The sequence below is a fragment of the Shewanella sp. 4t3-1-2LB genome (genome assembly GCF_017368415.1).
GTDB lineage: Bacteria > Pseudomonadota > Gammaproteobacteria > Enterobacterales > Shewanellaceae > Shewanella > Shewanella fodinae.
On record NZ_JAFNJD010000018.1, the window covers coordinates 16569 to 36096 of the forward strand.

Here is a 19528-nt window from a genome sequence, read left to right on the forward strand (position 1 = left end):
TACCCAAGCGCCAACAGCCGCGCAGTAAAAATCCACCACTTGTCGGCAAAAGCTGCCGCAATCTGGGTGCAGACAGTTTATAATGGCGTCAGCGATTTTCCCTTCCACATGGATTACAAATATGACCCAAGATGAATTGAAAAAGGCGGTCGGCTGGGCAGCCCTGAAATATGTAGAGCCCGATAGTATCGTGGGTGTCGGCACTGGTTCTACCGTTAACCATTTCATTGATGCCCTCGCCACTATCAAAGCGAACATTGAAGGCGCGGTATCCAGCTCTGAAGCCTCAGCTGCGCGCCTGAAAGCAGCAGGGATCCCGGTATTTGACTTAAATGCTGTCGATTCATTGTCGGTATACGTAGATGGGGCAGACGAGATAAATCATCATAACGAGATGATCAAAGGCGGCGGTGCCGCGCTGACCCGCGAGAAAATTGTCGCGGCAGTCGCCAAAAAGTTTGTCTGCATTGTTGATGAAAGCAAGCAGGTGGATATCCTCGGGGCTTTCCCATTACCAGTGGAAGTGATCCCAATGGCACGTTCCTATGTGGCGCGTGAGTTGGTAAAACTGGGTGGCGATCCAGTATATCGGGAAGGGGTGATTACGGATAACGGTAACGTTATTCTGGATGTGTATAATCTGAAGATCCTGGATCCCAAGACACTCGAAAAACAGATCAATAATATCGTTGGTGTAGTAACCGTTGGCCTATTTGCTGCCCGTGGCGCTGATACCGTATTAGTGGGAACACAAAACGGCGTAGTGACAAAAAACTAACTTGCCACCGCTGACCCCAGCGATATAGCAAAACAGCCACAATTGTGGCTGTTTTTGTTGATAGGATAATTATGACAACTGTACTCGCCGTTTATCGGTAAAACACCGTCAGCCAAATAGTGAGTTGTTGCGGTGCCGTCCAACTGACCCGATGACGGCAATGGGCTGGAATATCCACACTATCGCCAACGTTAAGCAATATTTCACTACCATCTGCGTACTGAATGCGACCCGCACCTTGCAGTACTAGCACCCATTCATGTTCTACCTGATCGTACCACTGCCCTTCTGGGGTGACCTGCCCGTAAGATAAAATACGTTCAACACGCACGGCTGGCCGCGATAACAATTCATCAAACTGTTCCGCTGTCAGTTGTTCCGGCAATGATGCAAACAGATTCAACGTAACATCTCGGAGTTACCGCTGGCCACACCGGATTTACTGACCGCCATCTCGCGGTTATCAATCATGGTAATGTAGCCATTATCCGGATCCAGCATCAACTTCACGGTATATTTGAACGGCTGCGGCGGTGTATGTTCGTCGAACACCACATTGACATCACAGTTGTATTTGTGACCCTTAAGTAGTGCTTGCTGTAGTTTGACAAAATTCTGCCGCGCTTGGGGTGATAATTCGTATTGGTAACGGGCCCGCACCTGAGTGGTAAAGATCCAGCTCTTACGTACTGGCAGGATCTCTTTAGAGATTAGCGTTAGCGGAAATTCCAACTGTTGCACACCGTTGGCGGCATTGATCTGCGCGTTCAAGGTGATGTCTTTGAGTTTTACAAAATCATCCACCACCAGTCGTGCGCGGATCTGGTTGGGATCCAGCGCGGCAAAGTCCTGCTCGTCAAAGGTGGCAAAATGCGTCAACGTTGATAAAGGAACGGACGAACACCCGGATAACAACAGCAGCAATACCATCAACAAATACTTCATTTAACTCTTATCTCCTCGCACCGACCCACCGATGGATCGCACGGTCAGCCCGCGCCACTGACAATACACAGGATCTTGCGAGCGTTGTAAAGACGTAAACAAATTATTTACATTTTTTCTGTTCTGTGAGGAATTATTGATGAAAATTGTGGTCTGAGTGCAATTATCGTATTGGATAAGCGACCTTTTGTGATCTAGCTTAACTTTTCAGCGGTTCCAATTGTTCCACTAATAACTGCAAGTTGCTGTTACCGCGAAATTCATTGACGTCGAGTTTGTACAATAACCTCACCCGCTGAATTGTTGCGTCAGGCCAGATGTTCAAATCAACATTGAAGGCGATGGCGTCGGCCATCACACTGCCGCATTCGCTTTCTAACACCAGTTTCAGGTGTTTCTCACCCACCAGTCGCTGCTGCAGTATCCGAAAATTACCGTCAAAAGTGGGCTCAGGAAATGCCTGCCCCCAAGGTCCGGCATCGCGCAGCAACTGTGCAGTATCTAAAGTGAAATATTCTGCGGCAAGCTCACCGTCGGACCAGAGTTGGCCCTGCAGATCTTCCTCCGCTAACAACTCACGTACCGTACTGTCAAAAGCGACGGCAAAGTCGCTAAAAGCGGTTTTCGCCAGCGTTAACCCGGCGGCCATAGCATGCCCACCGAATTTGCTGATCATTCCCGGATGGCGGCTATTGATCAGCTCCAACAGATCGCGCATGTGTAAGCCATTGATAGAACGGGCAGAGCCTTTGATCTCGCTGTCAGAAGCTTCAGCAAAGGCAATCACCGGCCGGTGATAACGATCTTTGATCCGTGAGGCTAGAATACCGATTACCCCCTGATGCCAGTCCGCCTGATATAAAGCGATGCCCCAAGGCAGCTGCTGCCCGCCAAAATCCATTGTGCGCAAAAACTGCAGCGCCTCTTGTTGCATCCCGGCTTCCAGCTCGCGACGTTCACTGTTAAGCCCATCTAGCTCGGCTGCCATGCGGCGGGCCTTATACAAGTCATCACATAACAGTGTCTCGACCCCCAGCGCCATATCATCCAGCCTGCCCGCTGCGTTCAATCGAGGGCCAACCGCAAAGCCAAAATCTGCGGCGACCAGACGCTGCGGCTCACGTCGAGCGACTTCCAGTAATGCGGTGATCCCCGGACGGCACTGCCCGGTACGCACACGTTTAATCCCCGCTTCCACCATGATGCGATTATTGGTATCTAAGGCGACAACATCAGCCACTGTGCCCAATGCCACCAAATCCAGCAAATGTCCAAGGTTAGGCATCATGAGGCCATTGGCCTCAAAATAACCACGAGCGCGCAATTCAGCCCGTAGCGCGGTCATCAAATAAAATGCCACGCCAACGCCTGCGATGGATTTCGACGCAAATCTGCAACCGGGCTGATTGGGATTGACGATAGCGTCAGCGGCGGGCAGTTGCTGTCCCGGTAGGTGGTGGTCAGTAATGATCACCGTCATACCCGCGGCTTTAGCCGCCGCCACCCCTTCGATAGAGGAAATACCGTTGTCAACAGTCACCAACACCTCAGTTGCCTGAGCAGCGGCCACCGCAACGATCTCTGGACTAAGTCCATAACCGTAATCAAAGCGGTTGGGGATCAAAAAGTCACAGTGGCGAGCCCCCATCTGCCTTAATGCCAGCAGGCAGACACTGGTTGAGGTGGCACCATCGGCATCAAAATCGCCAACAATCACTATACGCCGTTGCTGTATCAGCGCATCAGCCAGCAACTGTGCCGCCTGGTTCAACCCTAGCATGGTATCGGGGCGCAACAGCCGCGTTAACACCAACTCACAATCCTCGGCACTGAGACCACGGCTGGCGTATATCTGTTTCAAAAGTGGTGGTAAATAGGCGGGTAAATGACTGTCATCCACGCGGGGGCGGCGCACAATTTTCTGGTTCAAGGCGGTTTCACTGGCTAACAAATGCTGCAGGCAAGATAGCAAAAAGGCGAGCATTTTGCCCGCCTTTTTGGACCACTCACTACTGGATTAGTGCATTTTCAGGCTTTGCAGCAACTGCTCTGGCGGCAGATAGCCGGGCACCATAGAGCCGTCTTCCAGGATCATCGAGGGGGTGCCGGTAATGCCCATTTTTTCACCCAGTTGATACTGTCCGGCAATATCGGCATCACACTTGGCAACCATGATGTTTTTACCGGCTTTGGCTTCATCCATGGCTTTTTTAGGATCTTTTGAGCACCAAACTGCTTCCATCTCATCAGCAACGGCCGACGGTACGCCCTGACGCGGATATGCCAGATAACGAATGGTGATGCCCAGATCGTTATACTGCTGCATCTGGCTGTGCAGTTTGCGGCAGTAACCACAGGTGACATCAGTAAACACAGTCACCACATGTTTTTGATCTTTGGCTTTATACACCAGCATCTTACTTTCAAAGGGCTTAAGCATTTGCAAGCGCGGTCCAGACATTGCCGCTTCAGTGAGATTTTCCATGTCATTATTCAGATCATAGATATTGCCATGAAACAACTTGCTACCGTCTTCGCTAACATACAACACGCCGTGGCTAGTGACCGCCTGCAGCAACCCGGCAATGGGAGACGCTGAGAGCGATTGCACCTCAATCCCCAGCACGCTACTTAATCTTTGTTTTAGTTGATCGGTCTGACTGGAGGATGCGGCGTGTACCAGCGGTGTAACAGCCAGCGCCAGACACAGGGAAAGTGTACGGGTTAACTTCATGAGAATTCCTTGGGTTACGGTCTGCAGAACACCAGTTATCGATTCAGACCTGTTCAGTGGTTGAAAGTTACCGCCAAGTGCATCAGAAAGCAAATTCCTCAGCCTCGCGGGTGATGTGCTGCATGCAACGCCTGCAGACGGGCGTTGGCAACATGAGTATAGATCTGCGTAGTCGACAGCGAACTGTGTCCTAGTAGCAACTGTACCACTCTTAAATCAGCACCGTGATTCAATAAATGAGTAGCAAAGGCATGCCGCAACGTATGTGGTGATAAAGCTTTATGGATACCCGCCCGCTGGGCATACAACTTAATACGATACCAGAAGGTCTGGCGGGTCATCATGCGGCCACGGTTAGACGGGAACACCACATCACTTTGACCATAAGCCAGCAATGCCAGACGGTTCTGCTGCAGATACCGCTCCAGTTCGCTGATAGCAACTTCTCCCATCGGCACCAATCGCTCCTTGCCACCTTTGCCGGTAATGCGCACCAGCCCCTGCCGCAGACTTATCTGCTCCAACGTTAAGGAAACCAGTTCACTGACACGCAAACCGGTGGCATACAACAACTCCAGCATCGCCTTATCACGCCCTTCAACGGTGTCCTCACTGTTGGGTTCGGCCAGCAGCGCATCCACATCAGCCTCGCTTAGCGTATCCGGCAGTTTTCGCGGCAATTTTGGGGAAGAGATTAACGCTAAGGGATCTTCGGTAATCAGCTGTCGGGTCAGCAGGAAACCATAAAAACGTCGCAAACTGGAGAGCAAACGGGCACTGGATGTACTGGCAGCCCCTTGATCAAAACGCCAGCCGAGGTAATCCTGAATCACCTCGCGCCCCGCATCACGCAACGCGACCTGACGTTGCTGCAGATACGCTTCAAAATGCTGCAAATCGCTGCGGTAAGCGCTGAGGGTATTGTCACTGAGGCCCCTGCTAGACCAAAGTTCATCAAGAAAGCCCTCAATCAATGGATCGGGATGGTAGGACGGCTGGGCCATGACGTTATAAACCCTCGGTGCGATGACGACCGACAGCATAACGCCGTCATCGCACAGATACTATGTCAGTTGTTAATAGCCGGCTTTTTACCAAAGAAAAAACAGCCTATCACCACAATCAACGTCGGCACCAGCCACGCCATGCCCTGATCATAAAGCGGCATTTTCGACATTACGGGTGAAACCCCTTCAACAAAATGTACCAAGGCCATGGTAACCGGGCTTTCCGATTTAACATCAAAGGATTGCAACGATGCCGCCGCCACTTTAAGCCCGTCAAAAATCCCAAAAATCAGTGCAACACTGAGTGCCGCCCGGTGTGCCAGTCGCGGATTGCGGAACCAGTTATTAACGAAGGTGACCAGTACCAGCGCGATGGCAACGGGATAGACCATCATCAACACCGGGATACTGATAGAAATCAACTGACTCAACCCAACATTTGCCACGACGGCACAGATAACACTTAATACCACCACCAACATGCGATAAGTCAGCTTCGGTAGCAAACTGCTGAAAAAATCGGAACAAGCACTGACCAGCCCCACCGCTGTAGTCAGACAGGCCAAACTCACCACCACCGACAACGCAATGGTGCCGGCATAACCGAACTGATGAGTGACATAGTTGGTTAATATCTGCCCACCATTTCCAGTACCCTTGGCCAAATCGCCTGCCGTAGCCCCCAGAATAAATAGCGAGACATAAACAAACGCCAGACCCGCCGCCGCAATCAACGCGGCCCAGATCAGGTAACGGGTCTGTAAACTGGTGTCATGAATATCTTTTTGACGCAGCAAATCAATAATCAGCACGCCGAACATCAGCGACGCCAGCGTGTCCATCGTGTTGTAGCCTTCGACAATCCCCTTACTTAGCGGATGCAATGCATAATCACCGGTTGCGGCAGGCATAGGGTTGCCAATAAATTCCACCACCGACAGCGCCAATGCCACCAGCAGTAATAGCAGCACTGGCGTCAACACCTTGCCAACACTATCCATTAACCGTCCGGGGAAAGCGGCCAACAACATGACCACCGCAAAAAATGCTGCGGTGAAATACAGCTGTGCTTCGTTGAGCACCAATCCACCGATAGTAAGTGTGCTCTCCACATCTGTTAGAAACGGCCGGGCACCGATTTCAAAGGCCACCAGACTAGTACGTGGTGCAGCAAACGCAGGACCGATAATAATATAGATGGCAGCCGCAAACAGTGTTGCCGCCGTAGCAGGCAGCATGCGCATCACCCGACCCTTGGCTTTGGCAACGGCGATCAGCCCAGCCAATGGCAACCCCACCGCCGTGATCAGAAACCCCAACATGGCAATATAGCTATGATCACCGGCTTGATAACCAGCAAATGGCGGGAAAATCAGGTTTCCAGCACCCAGAAAAAAAGCGAAAGTCATGAACCCCAAGCTCAGGGTATCAGCGACTGTCAATTGTTTATCATGCACAAGATGCCTCTGTATTTATTATGTTTTTATAAAGAATTTATGATTATAAACGGCATATCTGTCCGCAATTTTTAGCCGAAATGCACCGGAAAAATCCCCCGCAACTGGCCATTTCAGACAATCAGTCACTGTCGGCAAAACTGACCACTTAGCGACAACTGACGCTGTTTTGTTTCATATATGTGTGTTTTCGGCTTTCACTATTACCAAAGGCAACCGACAGGGGCAAGAGCACTCCAGTAAAAAAACAGCAGCCGTTAGTTCGGTTTGCGTTGTAGCTCTCAGCATAAGTTGCCAAAAACAGCCATCGCCAAAGCAACAACAGGACAAAAAAACCAGGCAGGATTACAATGCGCCGGCGGAATTTTTGTGTTTCAGGATGTTAATCGTGGGCTTCAGTTTCAAACAATTTCATGTCGATGACACCGGTTGCGGCATGCCCGTCAGTACCGATGGCGTATTACTGGGCGCGTGGGCACCACTACAACAGGCAGAGAAAATACTGGATATTGGTGCTGGCAGTGGTTTGTTGAGTCTGATGGCCGCCCAGCGCAGCCAGGCGCAGATTGATGCGGTGGAGCTAGATGCTCAGGCGGCGACTGTATGTTTGAAAAATTTCGCCGCCAGTCCTTGGTCCGAGCGTCTGCAACTGCATCACTGCAGTATCCAGCAATTCAGCCCGCCAAGCTCCTATGACCACATTCTGTGTAATCCGCCTTATTTTGAAAACGGTCCGCACGCCTCAACGCCAGGCAGAGCGAGTGCCCGCCACACCGATTATCTGAGTTATGCCGAATTGGCGGCAGCGCTTGCGAGATTATTGCAGCCGCAGGGGGTAGCCAGCCTGATCCTGCCGTGGCACAACGTGCCTTCACTGCAACGTCAGTTACAACAGGTCGGTCTGCATCTGCTACAACAACTGGATGTTAGTGGCCGCCCCGGCAACGAGCCCAACCGCAGCCTGTTGCTGGTCAGCAAGCAAAGCAGTGACACAGCACCGTTAATGTCGCCAATCTGGGTACGCGATAGTGATGGCCGTTATTCCACCGCGATGCGACAGCTCACCCAAGATTTTTATCTTAAACTCTGATGCTAAAGTGTTCGGCTACGCTATAAAGATTGCTGACGAGCAGGTATACTGCCGCGCGATATTCACTGAGAGTTCCTGCATGCAATTTGAAGAGTTCGAACTGGAGCCAGAACTGCTGGCATCCCTGAAAACCATGGGGCATAAAACCCCCACTACGATTCAGCAACTGACCATTCCGTTAGCCATGGAGCAACGGGATGTGTTAGCCCATGCGCCGACCGGCACTGGCAAAACTGCCAGCTTCCTGCTGCCAGCATTACAGCACTTGCTGGATTTTCCACGGCGTCGCCCAGGTCAGGCGCGAGTATTGGTGTTAACGCCAACACGAGAACTTGCCAGTCAGGTGCACCGCTATGCCAGCCATCTAGCCACTCATGTCGATCTGACTATGGGCATAGTTACTGGTGGTGTGCCCTATGGTCCACAAGAGCAGGCACTGCGCGGCAATATCGATCTCATGGTCGCTACCCCGGGTCGTTTGCTGGACTACATGGATAAAGGGCTATTCAGTGCTACCGAAGTGGAAATACTGATCATCGATGAAGCTGATCGCATGCTTGACATGGGCTTTGCTCAGGTAGTGACATCGATTGTCATTGAAGCGCAGAAACGCCAGCAAACCATGCTGTTTTCGGCCACGCTGGAAGGGAATGGCGTGCGTAATTTTGCCAAGGAACTGCTACACGATCCGGCCGTTGTCGAAGCAGAGCCGCCTCGCAGTGAAAAAGCTAAAATCCATCAGTGGGTACATTTAGCGGATGACACAGCACATAAATTTGCCCTTTTGTGCCATATTCTTAAACAGGAAGAGGTCACCCGTGCCATTGTCTTTGCTAAAACCCGCGAAGTAGTCGCGAGTCTGGAAGGACAACTGCTGCAAGCCGGTATTCCTAACGCATTTATGCGGGGAGATATGGAGCAGAAAAAGCGCTTTCAGGCGCTGGGCCGTTTTACCAAGGGTGAAGTTAATGTGCTGCTTGCCACCGATGTGGCCGCCCGTGGCATTGATGTGGATGACATCACCCATGTGATCAACTATGACATGCCACGGACCGCTGACATCTATGTGCATCGTATCGGCCGTACCGGCCGCGCCGGTAAGAAAGGCACCGCCATTTCGCTAGTGGAAGCACACGATATGCTGATCCTCAGCAAAATCGAACGCTATACCGAGCAAAAGCTGAAACGCCGGGTGATTGAAGCACTGCGGCCGAAACATAAAGAAGCGCGGGTGCCGGTGAAAAAGAAACCGAGCAAGGCTAGTACGAAAAAAATGAGCAAAAACAAAGCTAAAAATTAGGAATAGATGATATATCGGTAAAAAAGGAACCTCTGGGTTCCTTTTTTCCAGGATGGCGATTGCCCCGCCACCACGCCGTTAGTTTTTGACACATTTATTTTACAAAAACTCATTTATCGGTAGTGGTGTCTCTGGTAATTTAGGCCGCAGATTTCGCTGCCAGTATGGACAGAAAAAAGCGTATGAATATCTTTTTGAGACGAGTACTTCCTCCCGTTGCAATCATTCTAGTTGCTATTGTCGTGGTCGGTGTGTTGTTCGCCACCAAGAAAACGCCGCCGCAGAAACCAGAAGAGGTTCCGGTGCCAGTAGTCGATGTACTAACAGTGAAGCCGCAAACTATATCGCTGGCGCTGTCCTCCTATGGCACCGTCAACCCTAAATACAAAACCCAACTGGTAAGCGAAGTGAAAGGCCGTATTGTCACCATCGCCCCAAGTTTTGTTGCTGGCGGAATGGTCAAAGCCGGCGATGAACTAGCCGTTATCGAACCATTTGATTATCAAGCCGACTTGCGTCAAGCAGAAGCTACCTTGGCACAAAATAAAGCCGCATTAGATGAAGAGCTCGCCCGCGGCAAAGTCGCCAAAGTGGATTTTTCTGGCTTTAAAGGTGTCCCGCCGGAGCTTGGTCTACGTGTGCCGCAATTAAAAGAAGCACAGGCAAATGTCAAATACGCCGAAGCAGCGCTGGATCGTGCCAAGCGTAATCTGGAACGCACTGTTATCCGTGCGCCTTTTGATGGTCTGGTTCGCAGCCGTAGCGTCGACTTAGGCCAATACGTCAGCGTGGGTAATCAGTTGGGCGAACTGTATGACACTGCCATTGCCGAAGTGCGTTTACCGTTAGCCAACAAAGATTTGGCTTATCTGGAATCCATCGACCATCCCTATACTGAAGTGACTCTGAGCACCCAGCTCGGCGGTAAAACCATTAACTGGCGCGCCACTGTAGTACGCAGTGAAGGTGTCATCGACCCTGATAACCGCATGGTGTATCTAGTTGCCGAAGTAAAAGATCCATATTTGCGACAATACCGCGAGCCTGGTCAGTTGCCGCTGAAGTTTGGCAGCTTCGTGGATGCCTCTATTCAAGGGCGTTCAGTGGATGACGTCGTTAAACTGCCTAGTCATCTGGTACGTAATAATCAAGTCGCGGTGATTGGTACAGATAGCAAGGTGGAGATGCGCAAGGTAAATGTGGTGCGCACCGATCTGGATTCGGTATACATCAAAGACAGCCTCAAAGACGGTGAGCGGGTGTCACTGACATCTCTTAACCATATGAGTACCGGCCAGTTGGTAAAAGTTGCGGGTCAGGATAAAGGCTCATCTCATACACCACAGGACGCACAAGACGACCAGCGTCTGGCTAATGCCGGAGATCGCTGATGGAAAAGGAAACCGGAATTATTGCCTGGTTTGCGCGTAATAATGTTGCGGCAAACCTGCTGATGTGGATCTTAATTATTGGTGGGGTGGTGTCGGCATTTACCATCAATAAAGAGATATTTCCGACATTTGATCTCAACTATCTGCGGATCTCGGTGGCCTACCCAGGTGCCGCCCCGCAGGAGATCGAAGAAGGGATCACCATCAAGATTGAAGAAGCCTTACGAGATGTCCCTGGGATCAAGAAAATCACTTCAGTTGCTGGTGACGGCGTAGGCAACGTCACCATCGAAGTGCAAGATGGTTATGATCCTAAAGATGTTCTCGATGAGGCCAAGCTGCGGGTGGACGCTATCGCCACCTTCCCTGCGGCTATTGAAAAGCCCAACATCTACCGCATTCGGCCGGAAAACAACGTTATCTGGGTGTCGGTGTATGGCGATTTAGCACCCCATGAGATGAAAGAGCTGGCCAAGACCATTCGCGACGAACTCACCAGTTTGCCTGCGGTAACTCAGGCCAAAGTCTCCGGCGTACTCGATTACGAAATCGGCATCGAAGTCTCTGAAGACAAGATGCGCGAATACGGGCTGACATTCACGGAAGTGGCGCAAGCCGTACAGAACTCCTCACTGGACTTACCTGGCGGTGCTATCCGCGCAGAAGATGGTGATATTCTGCTGCGTACCAAGGGCCAAGCTTATACCGCCGATGATTTTGCTAAAATCGTGGTAAAAACCCAACCTGATGGTAGCCGTATCATGCTGCCGATGGTGGCAGATATTAAAGATGGTTTTGAAGAACGGATGGACTATACCCGTTTTGATCAAAAACCCGCAGCCATTATTGAAGTGACCAGCATTGACGACCAAAACGCGTTGGACATTGCCGATCAAGTCAAAGCCTATATTGCCAAACGCAAGGCAACACTACCGCCAGGCGCGCAGTTGGATTACTGGGGCGATCTGACCCATTACCTCAAAGGCCGTCTCAGTATGATGTTATCCAACATGGCCTATGGTGCGCTGTTGGTATTTATCATTTTGGCGTTGTTCTTGGATATCAAACTGGCCTTCTGGGTGATGATGGGGCTGCCGGTCTGTTTCCTCGGTTCGCTGGCGCTGATGCCATTGGAACCGTTTAATCTGTCAATTAATATGTTGACGCTGTTCGCCTTTATTCTAGTGCTAGGGATAGTGGTCGACGATGCCATTGTTATTGGTGAAAGCGCCCATACAGAAGTGGAAGAGAAAGGTTTCTCCGTTGACAATGTTATCCGTGGTGCCAAAAAAGTCGCCATGCCGGCAACTTTCGGGGTACTGACCACCATCGCGGCATTTATCCCAATGTTGATGGTGCCAGGGCCGATGGGCATTATCTGGATCTCTATCGGGTTGATTGTCACCTTGTGTCTTAGCTTCTCGCTGATTGAATCCAAGTTTATTCTGCCAGCGCATCTGGCGCACATGAAACAAAGCCACAGCAAACCGGGCTGGATAGGACGCTTCCGTCAAGCCTTCAACGCCCGGGTGCAGTACTTTATCAATCATAGCTACCGTAACTTCATGGAGCGAATGATCCCGCATCGCTACAGTGTCGTCGCAGTATTTATTGGCGTTTTGCTGATTTCCATTGCATTGGTGAAAACCGGACATGTGCGTTGGGTATTTTTCCCAGATATTCCATCGGACTTTATCCAGGTGCAGCTAGAGATGGATGAAGGCAGCTCGGAAACCAACACCCTGAAAGTCACTCAGCAGGTGGAAGATGCGCTGTATGCCATGAATGACAAAATGGAAAAAGAGCTCGGCTATCCTGTGGTCAAGCACAGTTTTATCAACATGGATAGCCGCACATCTGCCTTTATCTTTGCTGAGCTCACTAAGGCTGAAGACCGGGCGGTAGACGGTGTGGCAATTGCAGATGCTTGGCGCGCCCAGTTACCGGAAATGGTGGCGGTGAAGAACCTCAATATCAATGCCAGCACTAACGGTGCCGGCGGCGATATCTCCTTCCGGCTGATTTCAGCCAACCTAGAAGAACTGTCAGCAGCGGCAGCTGATCTGAAACAGAAACTGGCAACCTACGATGGTGTTTATGATATTACTGACAACTTCTCTTCTGGTAGTCATGAAATCCGCCTGAAAATCCGCCCTGAGGCAGAAGCTCTGGGGCTGACCTTGTCAGACTTAGCCCGCCAGGTGCGTTATGGTTTCTACGGTTATGAGGCGCAACGTATTTTGCGCAACAAGGAAGAAGTGAAAGTGATGGTGCGCTATCCACAGGATCAGCGCCGCACCATAGGTTATCTGGAAAATATGCTGATCCGCACAGCCGATGGTAAATCAGTGCCTTTCAGTAGCGTTGCGGCCATTGAAATCGGCGACTCCTATAACTCTATTACCCGTGTTAATGGGCGTCGTGCCATTACGATTACAGCCAATGCCAATAAGCAGAAAGCCGAACCTGCCAAGGTGGTCAGTGAGATCCAGGAAAAATTTATTCCTGAATTACAGAAAAAGTACCCAGATATCGCCACGACTCTCGATGGTGCCAGTCAGGATGAACAAGATGCCGTGGTTGGCCTAGTTAAAGGCTTTATCTTCGCCATCTTTACCATTTATGCACTGATGGCAGTACCACTGCGCTCTTACAGTCAGCCATTGATCATCATGTCAGTGATCCCATTTGGTATGATTGGTGCGCTGTTTGGTCACCTGCTACTGGGGCTGTCAATGAGCGTCTTGAGTCTATGTGGTATCGTGGCGCTGGCTGGGGTGGTGGTGAACGATTCACTTATTCTGGTGGACTTTGTTAACCGCGCCAGAGAAGAAGGCCACTCAACGCTTAAAGCCGCGATTAATTCAGGTTGTGAGCGTTTCCGGGCAATTATCCTGACCTCACTGACCACCTTTGTCGGACTAGTTCCCATTATTATGGAAAAGAGTCTACAGGCCAAAATTGTCATCCCTATGGCGGTATCCTTAGCCTTTGGTATTCTGTTTTCCACTGTGGTGACACTGATCCTGGTGCCCATGCTCTATATTATCTTAGAGGACTTTAAACGCGTGTTCCGGCGCTTTTTTATGTGGTGGTGGAAACCTGCGGCCAATGTCAGTCCCACAGTGACTGAAGACAAATCCTAGTGATAATGCCGGTCCTTTGACCGGCATTTTTATTCCTATCTGGAGGTAACTGATGCCTGCGCAAGAAAAACTTAACTATCTGGAATTTCCTGCAGTTGCGCCAGAGGCTACCAAAGCATTCTTTGCCGCAGTCTTTGGCTGGCGTTTCGTCGATTATGGGCCAGACTATAGCGCCTTTGATGGTGCGGGTATTGATGGCGGTATCTATCGCGCGCCGATAGCGGCTACCACCAGTAATGGCAGTATGCTGTTGGTGTTCTATAGCCGGGATATTCTGGCCACCCAGGCGAAAATTGAACAACATGGTGGTCGCATCATCAAACCGCTATTCAGTTTTCCTGGCGGCTGTCGCTTTCATTTTCTGGAGCCCAGCGGCAATGAGTTTGCCGTATGGTCGGCAAATGCTGGAGAGAATTCAGAGTACTGATTTTCTGATCCGGGTGACATTTACTCAGGAGCAAAAACGCTATGCTGCTTTCATGCATTTTTGTTGCCTAAAACTATGAACACTGCCGCACCCAGTACCTTGGTTTACGACATTCGCCAAAGCCGCTATCTGAATATCACTGGCCGCTGCACCCTAGCTTGCAGCTTCTGCCCGAAAAACAACGGCAGCAAGCAGTTACATCAGTACCAATTAGCGTTAGATCACCAGCCACAAGCAACCGAAATTATCCCGCTGCTGGGTGATGTCAGCCAATTCAGTGAATATGTTTTCTGTGGTTACGGTGAACCGACACTTAATTTGCCAACCTTTTTGGCGGTAGCCAAAGAGATTAAGCAGCGTGGCGGCAGAGTACGGGTTAATACCGATGGTTTGGGTAATCTGTTCCATCGTCGCAATATTCTGCCGGAACTGAGCGAATGTGTGGATGCGCTATCGGTATCGCTCAATGCCCAGAATGAGACCTTGTATCAACAGCATTGCCGACCAAAACTGAAAGGCAGCTGGCAAGCAGTGAATGCTTTCATACAAGACGCGCCACATTATATTGCTGAGGTTCAGGTGTCAGCGATTGATGGATTGGACGGGGTGGATATTCACGCTTGTCAGGCATTGGTGCAAGCGGCGGGTTGCCAATTTAAATACCGCAAGTTAGGTGCGCTCGGTTGAGAATATAAGCAGCGCTGGCTGTTCGCCTTTTTCGTGTTAACATAACTGTCATCACTGGTCGCCGTCCAAGCAGTTTGATGTTGAAAAAGAATCCCGCTTCAGCGGACACGCGGTTATTGCACCACCTTCGCGGTGTTCACTGGTCCCGTCAACGGTTACTGGCAATCGCCAGCCAACTGAGCATGCTAGTAATCACGATTTTTCTGATCACTAACGTGCTTATTACGCTGGGTGAGCGGCGACTGCAGGAAGAATGGGCGGTCCAGCGTTATAGTGAACTGCAGACCATTGGCACACTGCTGGCTGACAAAATCTCCTTCCAACAGTTTCGCACCCAGATGTTCTCCCGGGCGGAACCGCTCAGGCACTATCTTGACACCCCCGGTCATCAGGAAGAACAACGACTGCAGCAAAGCTGGCAAAGTCTCAAAAACAATATTCCAGAATTGATGGACATTGCCGTTTACGATGCCAGCGGAAAATTTCGGCTGGCCAGCAGTGGTAATTTCGGTAACACGCCGCTATCAAAAACGCTTCTAGACAGCATCCGCAATATAGGTGGCACCGACATTTACACCTCAAATGTTGAATTTGCCCCGGTTGAAGACCGACTGGAACCCTATCAGCTACAGATGACAGCGCTGGAAAACGCCGACCAGAGCATCCGCGGTTACTTGGTGACCTACAACTCTGTCAGCCAGATGCTGCAATCTATCAAACCCGCATTCTCCAGCAACGACTCACCACTGTTGCTGCTGGATGAGCAAGGGCAACTTTATGCTGGCGCAACCAATCTCGATCCGTTGGCTGGGATCCCTGATACCTTAGGCAGCAGTCTGCGTCAAAGCTATCCCCAGTTATGGCGCGATTTGGCCACCAACAATTTTGGTGAGTTCCACGGTGAGCAAGCGACCTTTGTCTATCTGAAAATTCCACTAGCCTCGGCCAGTCAAAAAGACAGTGAGTATATGCTGCTGTCTTATATTCGCAACGAAGACATCAGTGTCCGTTTTGCCCAGTGGCGTAATATTTTGCTGGTGACGGCAGTGATAGTGACACTATTGGCTGCGCTGGCAATGATCTTTGCACACTTGTTCCGGCTGGAACAACGGGCACGTCTTAGCAGCATTTTACTGGCCGATGGGCTGTTCCGTGCTGATTTCGGCTGCCTGTTAGTCAATGAAAGTGGCCGGATTATCTGCGCGAATGATCGGGCGGCGGACATTCTCAAACAACGTCAGCATGAGGTCGAAAACCGCAGTTTGCAGAAATTGCTGGAGCAGGATCAGCAGTGGTACGAATCAGTGCGGCAACAGCTGCAGCAAAACAAAGTCTGGCATGGCGAAGTACAACTACAGGCACTGGATAACATAGTGCTGCGTTTTAATATTCGGGTGGTAGGTGAAGGTCGTGATGGCTATGCGCTGATCTCTTTTGAAGATATCAGTGAGCTCAAACAAGTACGTCAAGACGCTTTTCTTAATCAACTGCTCAGTGATTCGGCCGTCGCCACCGCCCTACTGACCCCCAATGGTAAACTGGTGCGTGTTAACGAAACCTTTGATCAGTTGCTGCGACTGGATGGCAGCCTGGATCACACCCTCAGTGAATTACTGCAGAATGATCTTGATAATCAATGGCCACGCATCATGCAACTGGTGTCAACTCATGGCGTGTGGCAAGGGCAGATCCTGTGCCAGGACAAACGTCCCGGTTGTATCCAGGCTACGCTGAAGAGTTACCAGGACAGTGAAGGTGAGCTCAGTTATCTGGTGTGTACTCTGGAGCGCGCCGCGAATGTACGGGAATTACCTGGGCCAAGGATTCCACACCGCACCAAGGTGATGACGGAACTGGAAGATCTGGAAAATTTCTTCAATGCCATGTCACCCGAAGAGCAGCAACATAGCTGTCTGATGTTGCTGGATATCAGTCCTGAAGCGCTGCTGAGCCATATGAGTGAAATAGAATCGCTAGAGAGTCGCCAGCAGCAGGTAGAAACTCAGGTGCTCAACGATTTACCTCGAGGCTATCAGATGGCAAATTGGCAGCTAGGCAAAATTGCAATACTGGTGACGGATAGCGATGCTATCAACTGCCATGACTTTGCCGCGAAAACCTTGGAAAATCTTGGACAGCACGGGTTGGCTGATGGCATCTGTATTGGTATTGCGGCCTATGCTACCGGGCAGACAATCCAGCAGTTCCTCAACAATGCCGAAGTGGCGCTAAAACGGGCCAAACAAAGTGGTGAACGTAATATCTGCCAGGCATTTACCCGCCAACAATCCTCTTAACCCGGCGTCCTAACCTTGAAGCAGGAACGCCTTCAGCAATGTTTACTCTTCAAGGTGATGGTGACGCCGTGTCAGCTGTTTTCTTGATAAGTTGTCCAAATACACCTGCAGTCCCAACAACAGGAAACCACCAGCAAAACAAACACCTCCGAAATCCAGATAACGGAAGTTATGGTGCAGTTCATATTGTTGGTTAAAATCCGCCCCTTTCAAGGTCGGGATCAGAATATCGACAACCCAGAGTCCGAAAAATATGCTGGCCGCAACAAACGCCACCAACCAAGCATACTTGCAGATAAGGCTGAAAGTCAGCACTTCGATTGGCTGGGCGACTTGCAAGTCATCAGGGCTGATCTGATAAACGGCCGCCAAGGCTCGCGTGGTTTCCAATGATGCCTGACCGGTTTTTTCAATCCGTTGAATAGTTCTGACACTGATGCCACAGGCGGCTGCCAGTTGCTCCTGACTCCAGCACCTCATCGTTCGCAATTGTTGTAGTTTGCGCTTGTTTAATTTCATGACTGTACTCATGTTGTGACCTCTTCGCTGAAAAACGACGCTGGTCATCATAAAACATCACACAACCGGATCCCTGACAACAGGGCGACAGTCACCCGCCAATCCCATGACATTAACATTACACATGGACGCCAACCCGCGGCGATAGCCCATAATGAACCAGCTATAGTGTTTTCGGCGTTGCCTCTGGGCTGGCGCGGGTATCATCCAATACCGGCGTTGTATTGCGATCCAAACGGGTGGTCGCTGCTGGCAAAGTAGTCTCATCCACCAACTCATCAATCAGTGGCAATGTGTCCGGGATATCACTGAGGCTTAAATCAACAATCTGCGACCAGTTCATGGTAATTTTGAAACGGGCATATTGTGGCGGCTGTTTCTCTTTATGGCAGACAACCACCAAATTCACTTGGTAACGTCGCTCTACCGCCTCAGAGCTAATAACCCCGTTTTCTTCCGAATAAATTTTATCCTTTCCCCGCTCCAGATAGCGCGCAAACGGCACTAGACTGAATACCACCTGTTCTTGGATAGTGTTATATCCCGAGAGAAAGTCAGTATCTTCTACCTTAGTGCTGATACCATAATGCAGGATTTCGGCTTCAACCTTGTTCTGACTGTGACGCCGCCGCAGGATCTCTTGTACCGCTTCAGGCAGATCCTTTTGCCGCATAAACTCGAGCCACACCAGTTGTTTAGCGATAAGATTCTGCGTAGTAGTATCGCGCAGCATTCGACTCCAGCGCGGACGCCCGCGTTGCACATAACGCCACATGGCGTTGCGCACATCGTCCTTAAAGATTTCGCGGGCACCGTAAATCAGCGCCAATACCAGCACCATCGCCATGGTGACGCCATTAAAAACCCCCTGCGCTTTGATGATCAGTGACGACACCACCAGCATCACCAATGCCGTTGCCAGCCCGGTGGTCAGTTTTTTAAGGCCCACGCCAAGGGGTTTCAGTTCTTCTTTAAGCACAACCCCTTGTTGGATTAACCGCCGGAGCAGCAACATCTTGTTGGCAATGCGGTTAGGCTCAGTCATTGTTTGGGAAGAGTTGTATTGGTGATGTTCCCGATGATGATGCTCCATATGACACAGCGACAAGACTTTGTCATACACATGCTGGTATTGCTCAACCTGTGATGCCCCTGCTAGCAGTTTCAGCAGTTGTTGCTCACAAAACCAAGAAAGGTAGTTATCGGCGTTCTCAAAGTAATGCTTCCACTTAGCATCGGCAGGCGCATTGCGGCGAAAACGACGTAATAACGTGGCACAGTGTACTGTCAGCTCATTGAGATCCTGATAAAACTGTTGCGGGTCACTCTGCCGTGCCAGCTCCTTGGCGTCATTTTCCATTGCTACCACAAACTGGTAGGCAAACAGATTCATATACAGGCGATATTCTTCCAGAGTACGTTTCTTCTGGCTGATGAACCGCGACTGCACCAGCGGCAGATGCAACCCTTCAGAATAATAAGAACGGCGTCCCATGACAGCACTGAAGTAATACTCTTCTTCATTCAGACTTTGCGGGCCGATCCCCATCTCTTTGGGTAACGAAAAGTACAGATCAAGCTTACGCCGCTCGCCAACCCCCAAAAGATGACTGAATTTAATGGAAAGCTGTTCTTCCTGCTTGATACGAAGTTTTGACACGCTGGCTGACGTCTCCCACAAAATACTTATGAATCATCAAAATAGTTTAATAATGATGGGAGAGAATAACGGGTTTACCAGAGTAGTTAA

16 protein-coding genes are annotated in these 19528 nt (G+C 50.4%); 8 read left to right on the forward strand and 8 right to left on the reverse strand.

Annotated features, from left to right (window positions below):
• Positions 1–121: 121 nt before the first annotated feature.
• Positions 122–778: a ribose-5-phosphate isomerase RpiA gene (rpiA, locus tag J3L11_RS08455; RefSeq protein WP_189617798.1), complete on the forward strand. Its 657-nt coding sequence runs from the start codon at positions 122–124 to the stop codon at positions 776–778.
• Between the two features lie 91 nt (positions 779–869).
• On the opposite strand, the gene J3L11_RS08460 is transcribed toward rpiA, so the two are convergent.
• The 6 genes from J3L11_RS08460 to brnQ all read right to left on the reverse strand — a co-directional run bounded on the left by J3L11_RS08460 (position 870) and on the right by brnQ (position 6921).
• Entirely contained in the window at positions 870–1181 is a 312-nt protein-coding gene (locus J3L11_RS08460) for a cupin domain-containing protein (protein WP_189617797.1), read from the reverse strand.
• Positions 1178–1723 carry a hypothetical protein gene (locus J3L11_RS08465; protein WP_207570733.1) on the reverse strand — a complete coding sequence of 182 codons (546 nt, stop codon included), beginning with the start codon at positions 1721–1723 and terminating at the stop codon, positions 1178–1180. The genes J3L11_RS08460 and J3L11_RS08465 overlap by 4 nt, the downstream gene beginning before the upstream one ends.
• Positions 1724–1922: 199 nt before the next feature.
• Positions 1923–3653 (reverse strand): single-stranded-DNA-specific exonuclease RecJ, encoded by a 1731-nt coding sequence (gene recJ, locus J3L11_RS08470; RefSeq protein WP_207570757.1) that lies wholly within the window; start codon positions 3651–3653, stop codon positions 1923–1925.
• A gap of 87 nt (positions 3654–3740) precedes the next feature.
• On the reverse strand, positions 3741–4457 hold the full coding sequence (dsbC, locus tag J3L11_RS08475) for a bifunctional protein-disulfide isomerase/oxidoreductase DsbC (protein WP_133040197.1): 717 nt from the start codon (positions 4455–4457) through the stop codon (positions 3741–3743).
• 98 nt (positions 4458–4555) lie between these two features.
• Positions 4556–5461: a site-specific tyrosine recombinase XerD gene (xerD, locus tag J3L11_RS08480; protein WP_133040198.1), complete on the reverse strand. Its 906-nt coding sequence runs from the start codon at positions 5459–5461 to the stop codon at positions 4556–4558.
• Positions 5462–5526: 65 nt separating this feature from the next.
• Positions 5527–6921, reverse strand: coding sequence for a branched-chain amino acid transport system II carrier protein (gene brnQ / locus J3L11_RS08485; RefSeq protein ID WP_207570734.1), 1395 nt, complete (start codon positions 6919–6921; stop codon positions 5527–5529).
• 388 nt (positions 6922–7309) lie between these two features.
• Between brnQ and J3L11_RS08490 the strand changes: the two genes are divergently transcribed.
• The 7 genes from J3L11_RS08490 (at position 7310) to J3L11_RS08520 (ending at position 17259) form a co-directional block, all read left to right on the forward strand.
• Positions 7310–8011, forward strand: a complete 702-nt coding sequence (locus J3L11_RS08490; protein ID WP_207570735.1) for a methyltransferase — start codon at positions 7310–7312, stop codon at positions 8009–8011.
• 79 nt (positions 8012–8090) lie between these two features.
• Complete coding sequence (gene srmB / locus J3L11_RS08495) at positions 8091–9311, forward strand: ATP-dependent RNA helicase SrmB (RefSeq protein ID WP_207570736.1); 1221 nt, start codon at positions 8091–8093, stop codon at positions 9309–9311.
• Positions 9312–9493: 182 nt separating this feature from the next.
• Positions 9494–10702 (forward strand): efflux RND transporter periplasmic adaptor subunit, encoded by a 1209-nt coding sequence (locus tag J3L11_RS08500; RefSeq protein ID WP_242695156.1) that lies wholly within the window; start codon positions 9494–9496, stop codon positions 10700–10702.
• On the forward strand, positions 10702–13848 hold the full coding sequence (locus J3L11_RS08505) for an efflux RND transporter permease subunit (RefSeq protein ID WP_207570737.1): 3147 nt from the start codon (positions 10702–10704) through the stop codon (positions 13846–13848). The genes J3L11_RS08500 and J3L11_RS08505 overlap by 1 nt, the downstream gene beginning before the upstream one ends.
• A gap of 52 nt (positions 13849–13900) precedes the next feature.
• Positions 13901–14275: a VOC family protein gene (locus J3L11_RS08510; RefSeq protein WP_207570738.1), complete on the forward strand. Its 375-nt coding sequence runs from the start codon at positions 13901–13903 to the stop codon at positions 14273–14275.
• 75 nt (positions 14276–14350) lie between these two features.
• On the forward strand, positions 14351–14962 hold the full coding sequence (locus J3L11_RS08515) for a TatD family nuclease-associated radical SAM protein (RefSeq protein WP_207570739.1): 612 nt from the start codon (positions 14351–14353) through the stop codon (positions 14960–14962).
• 77 nt (positions 14963–15039) lie between these two features.
• Positions 15040–17259 (forward strand): PAS domain-containing protein, encoded by a 2220-nt coding sequence (locus J3L11_RS08520; RefSeq protein ID WP_207570740.1) that lies wholly within the window; start codon positions 15040–15042, stop codon positions 17257–17259.
• Positions 17260–17301: 42 nt separating this feature from the next.
• On the opposite strand, the gene J3L11_RS08525 is transcribed toward J3L11_RS08520, so the two are convergent.
• Complete coding sequence (locus J3L11_RS08525) at positions 17302–17778, reverse strand: helix-turn-helix transcriptional regulator (RefSeq protein WP_242695157.1); 477 nt, start codon at positions 17776–17778, stop codon at positions 17302–17304.
• A gap of 163 nt (positions 17779–17941) precedes the next feature.
• Positions 17942–19438: a hypothetical protein gene (locus tag J3L11_RS08530; RefSeq protein WP_347566506.1), complete on the reverse strand. Its 1497-nt coding sequence runs from the start codon at positions 19436–19438 to the stop codon at positions 17942–17944.
• Positions 19439–19528 lie beyond the last annotated feature (90 nt).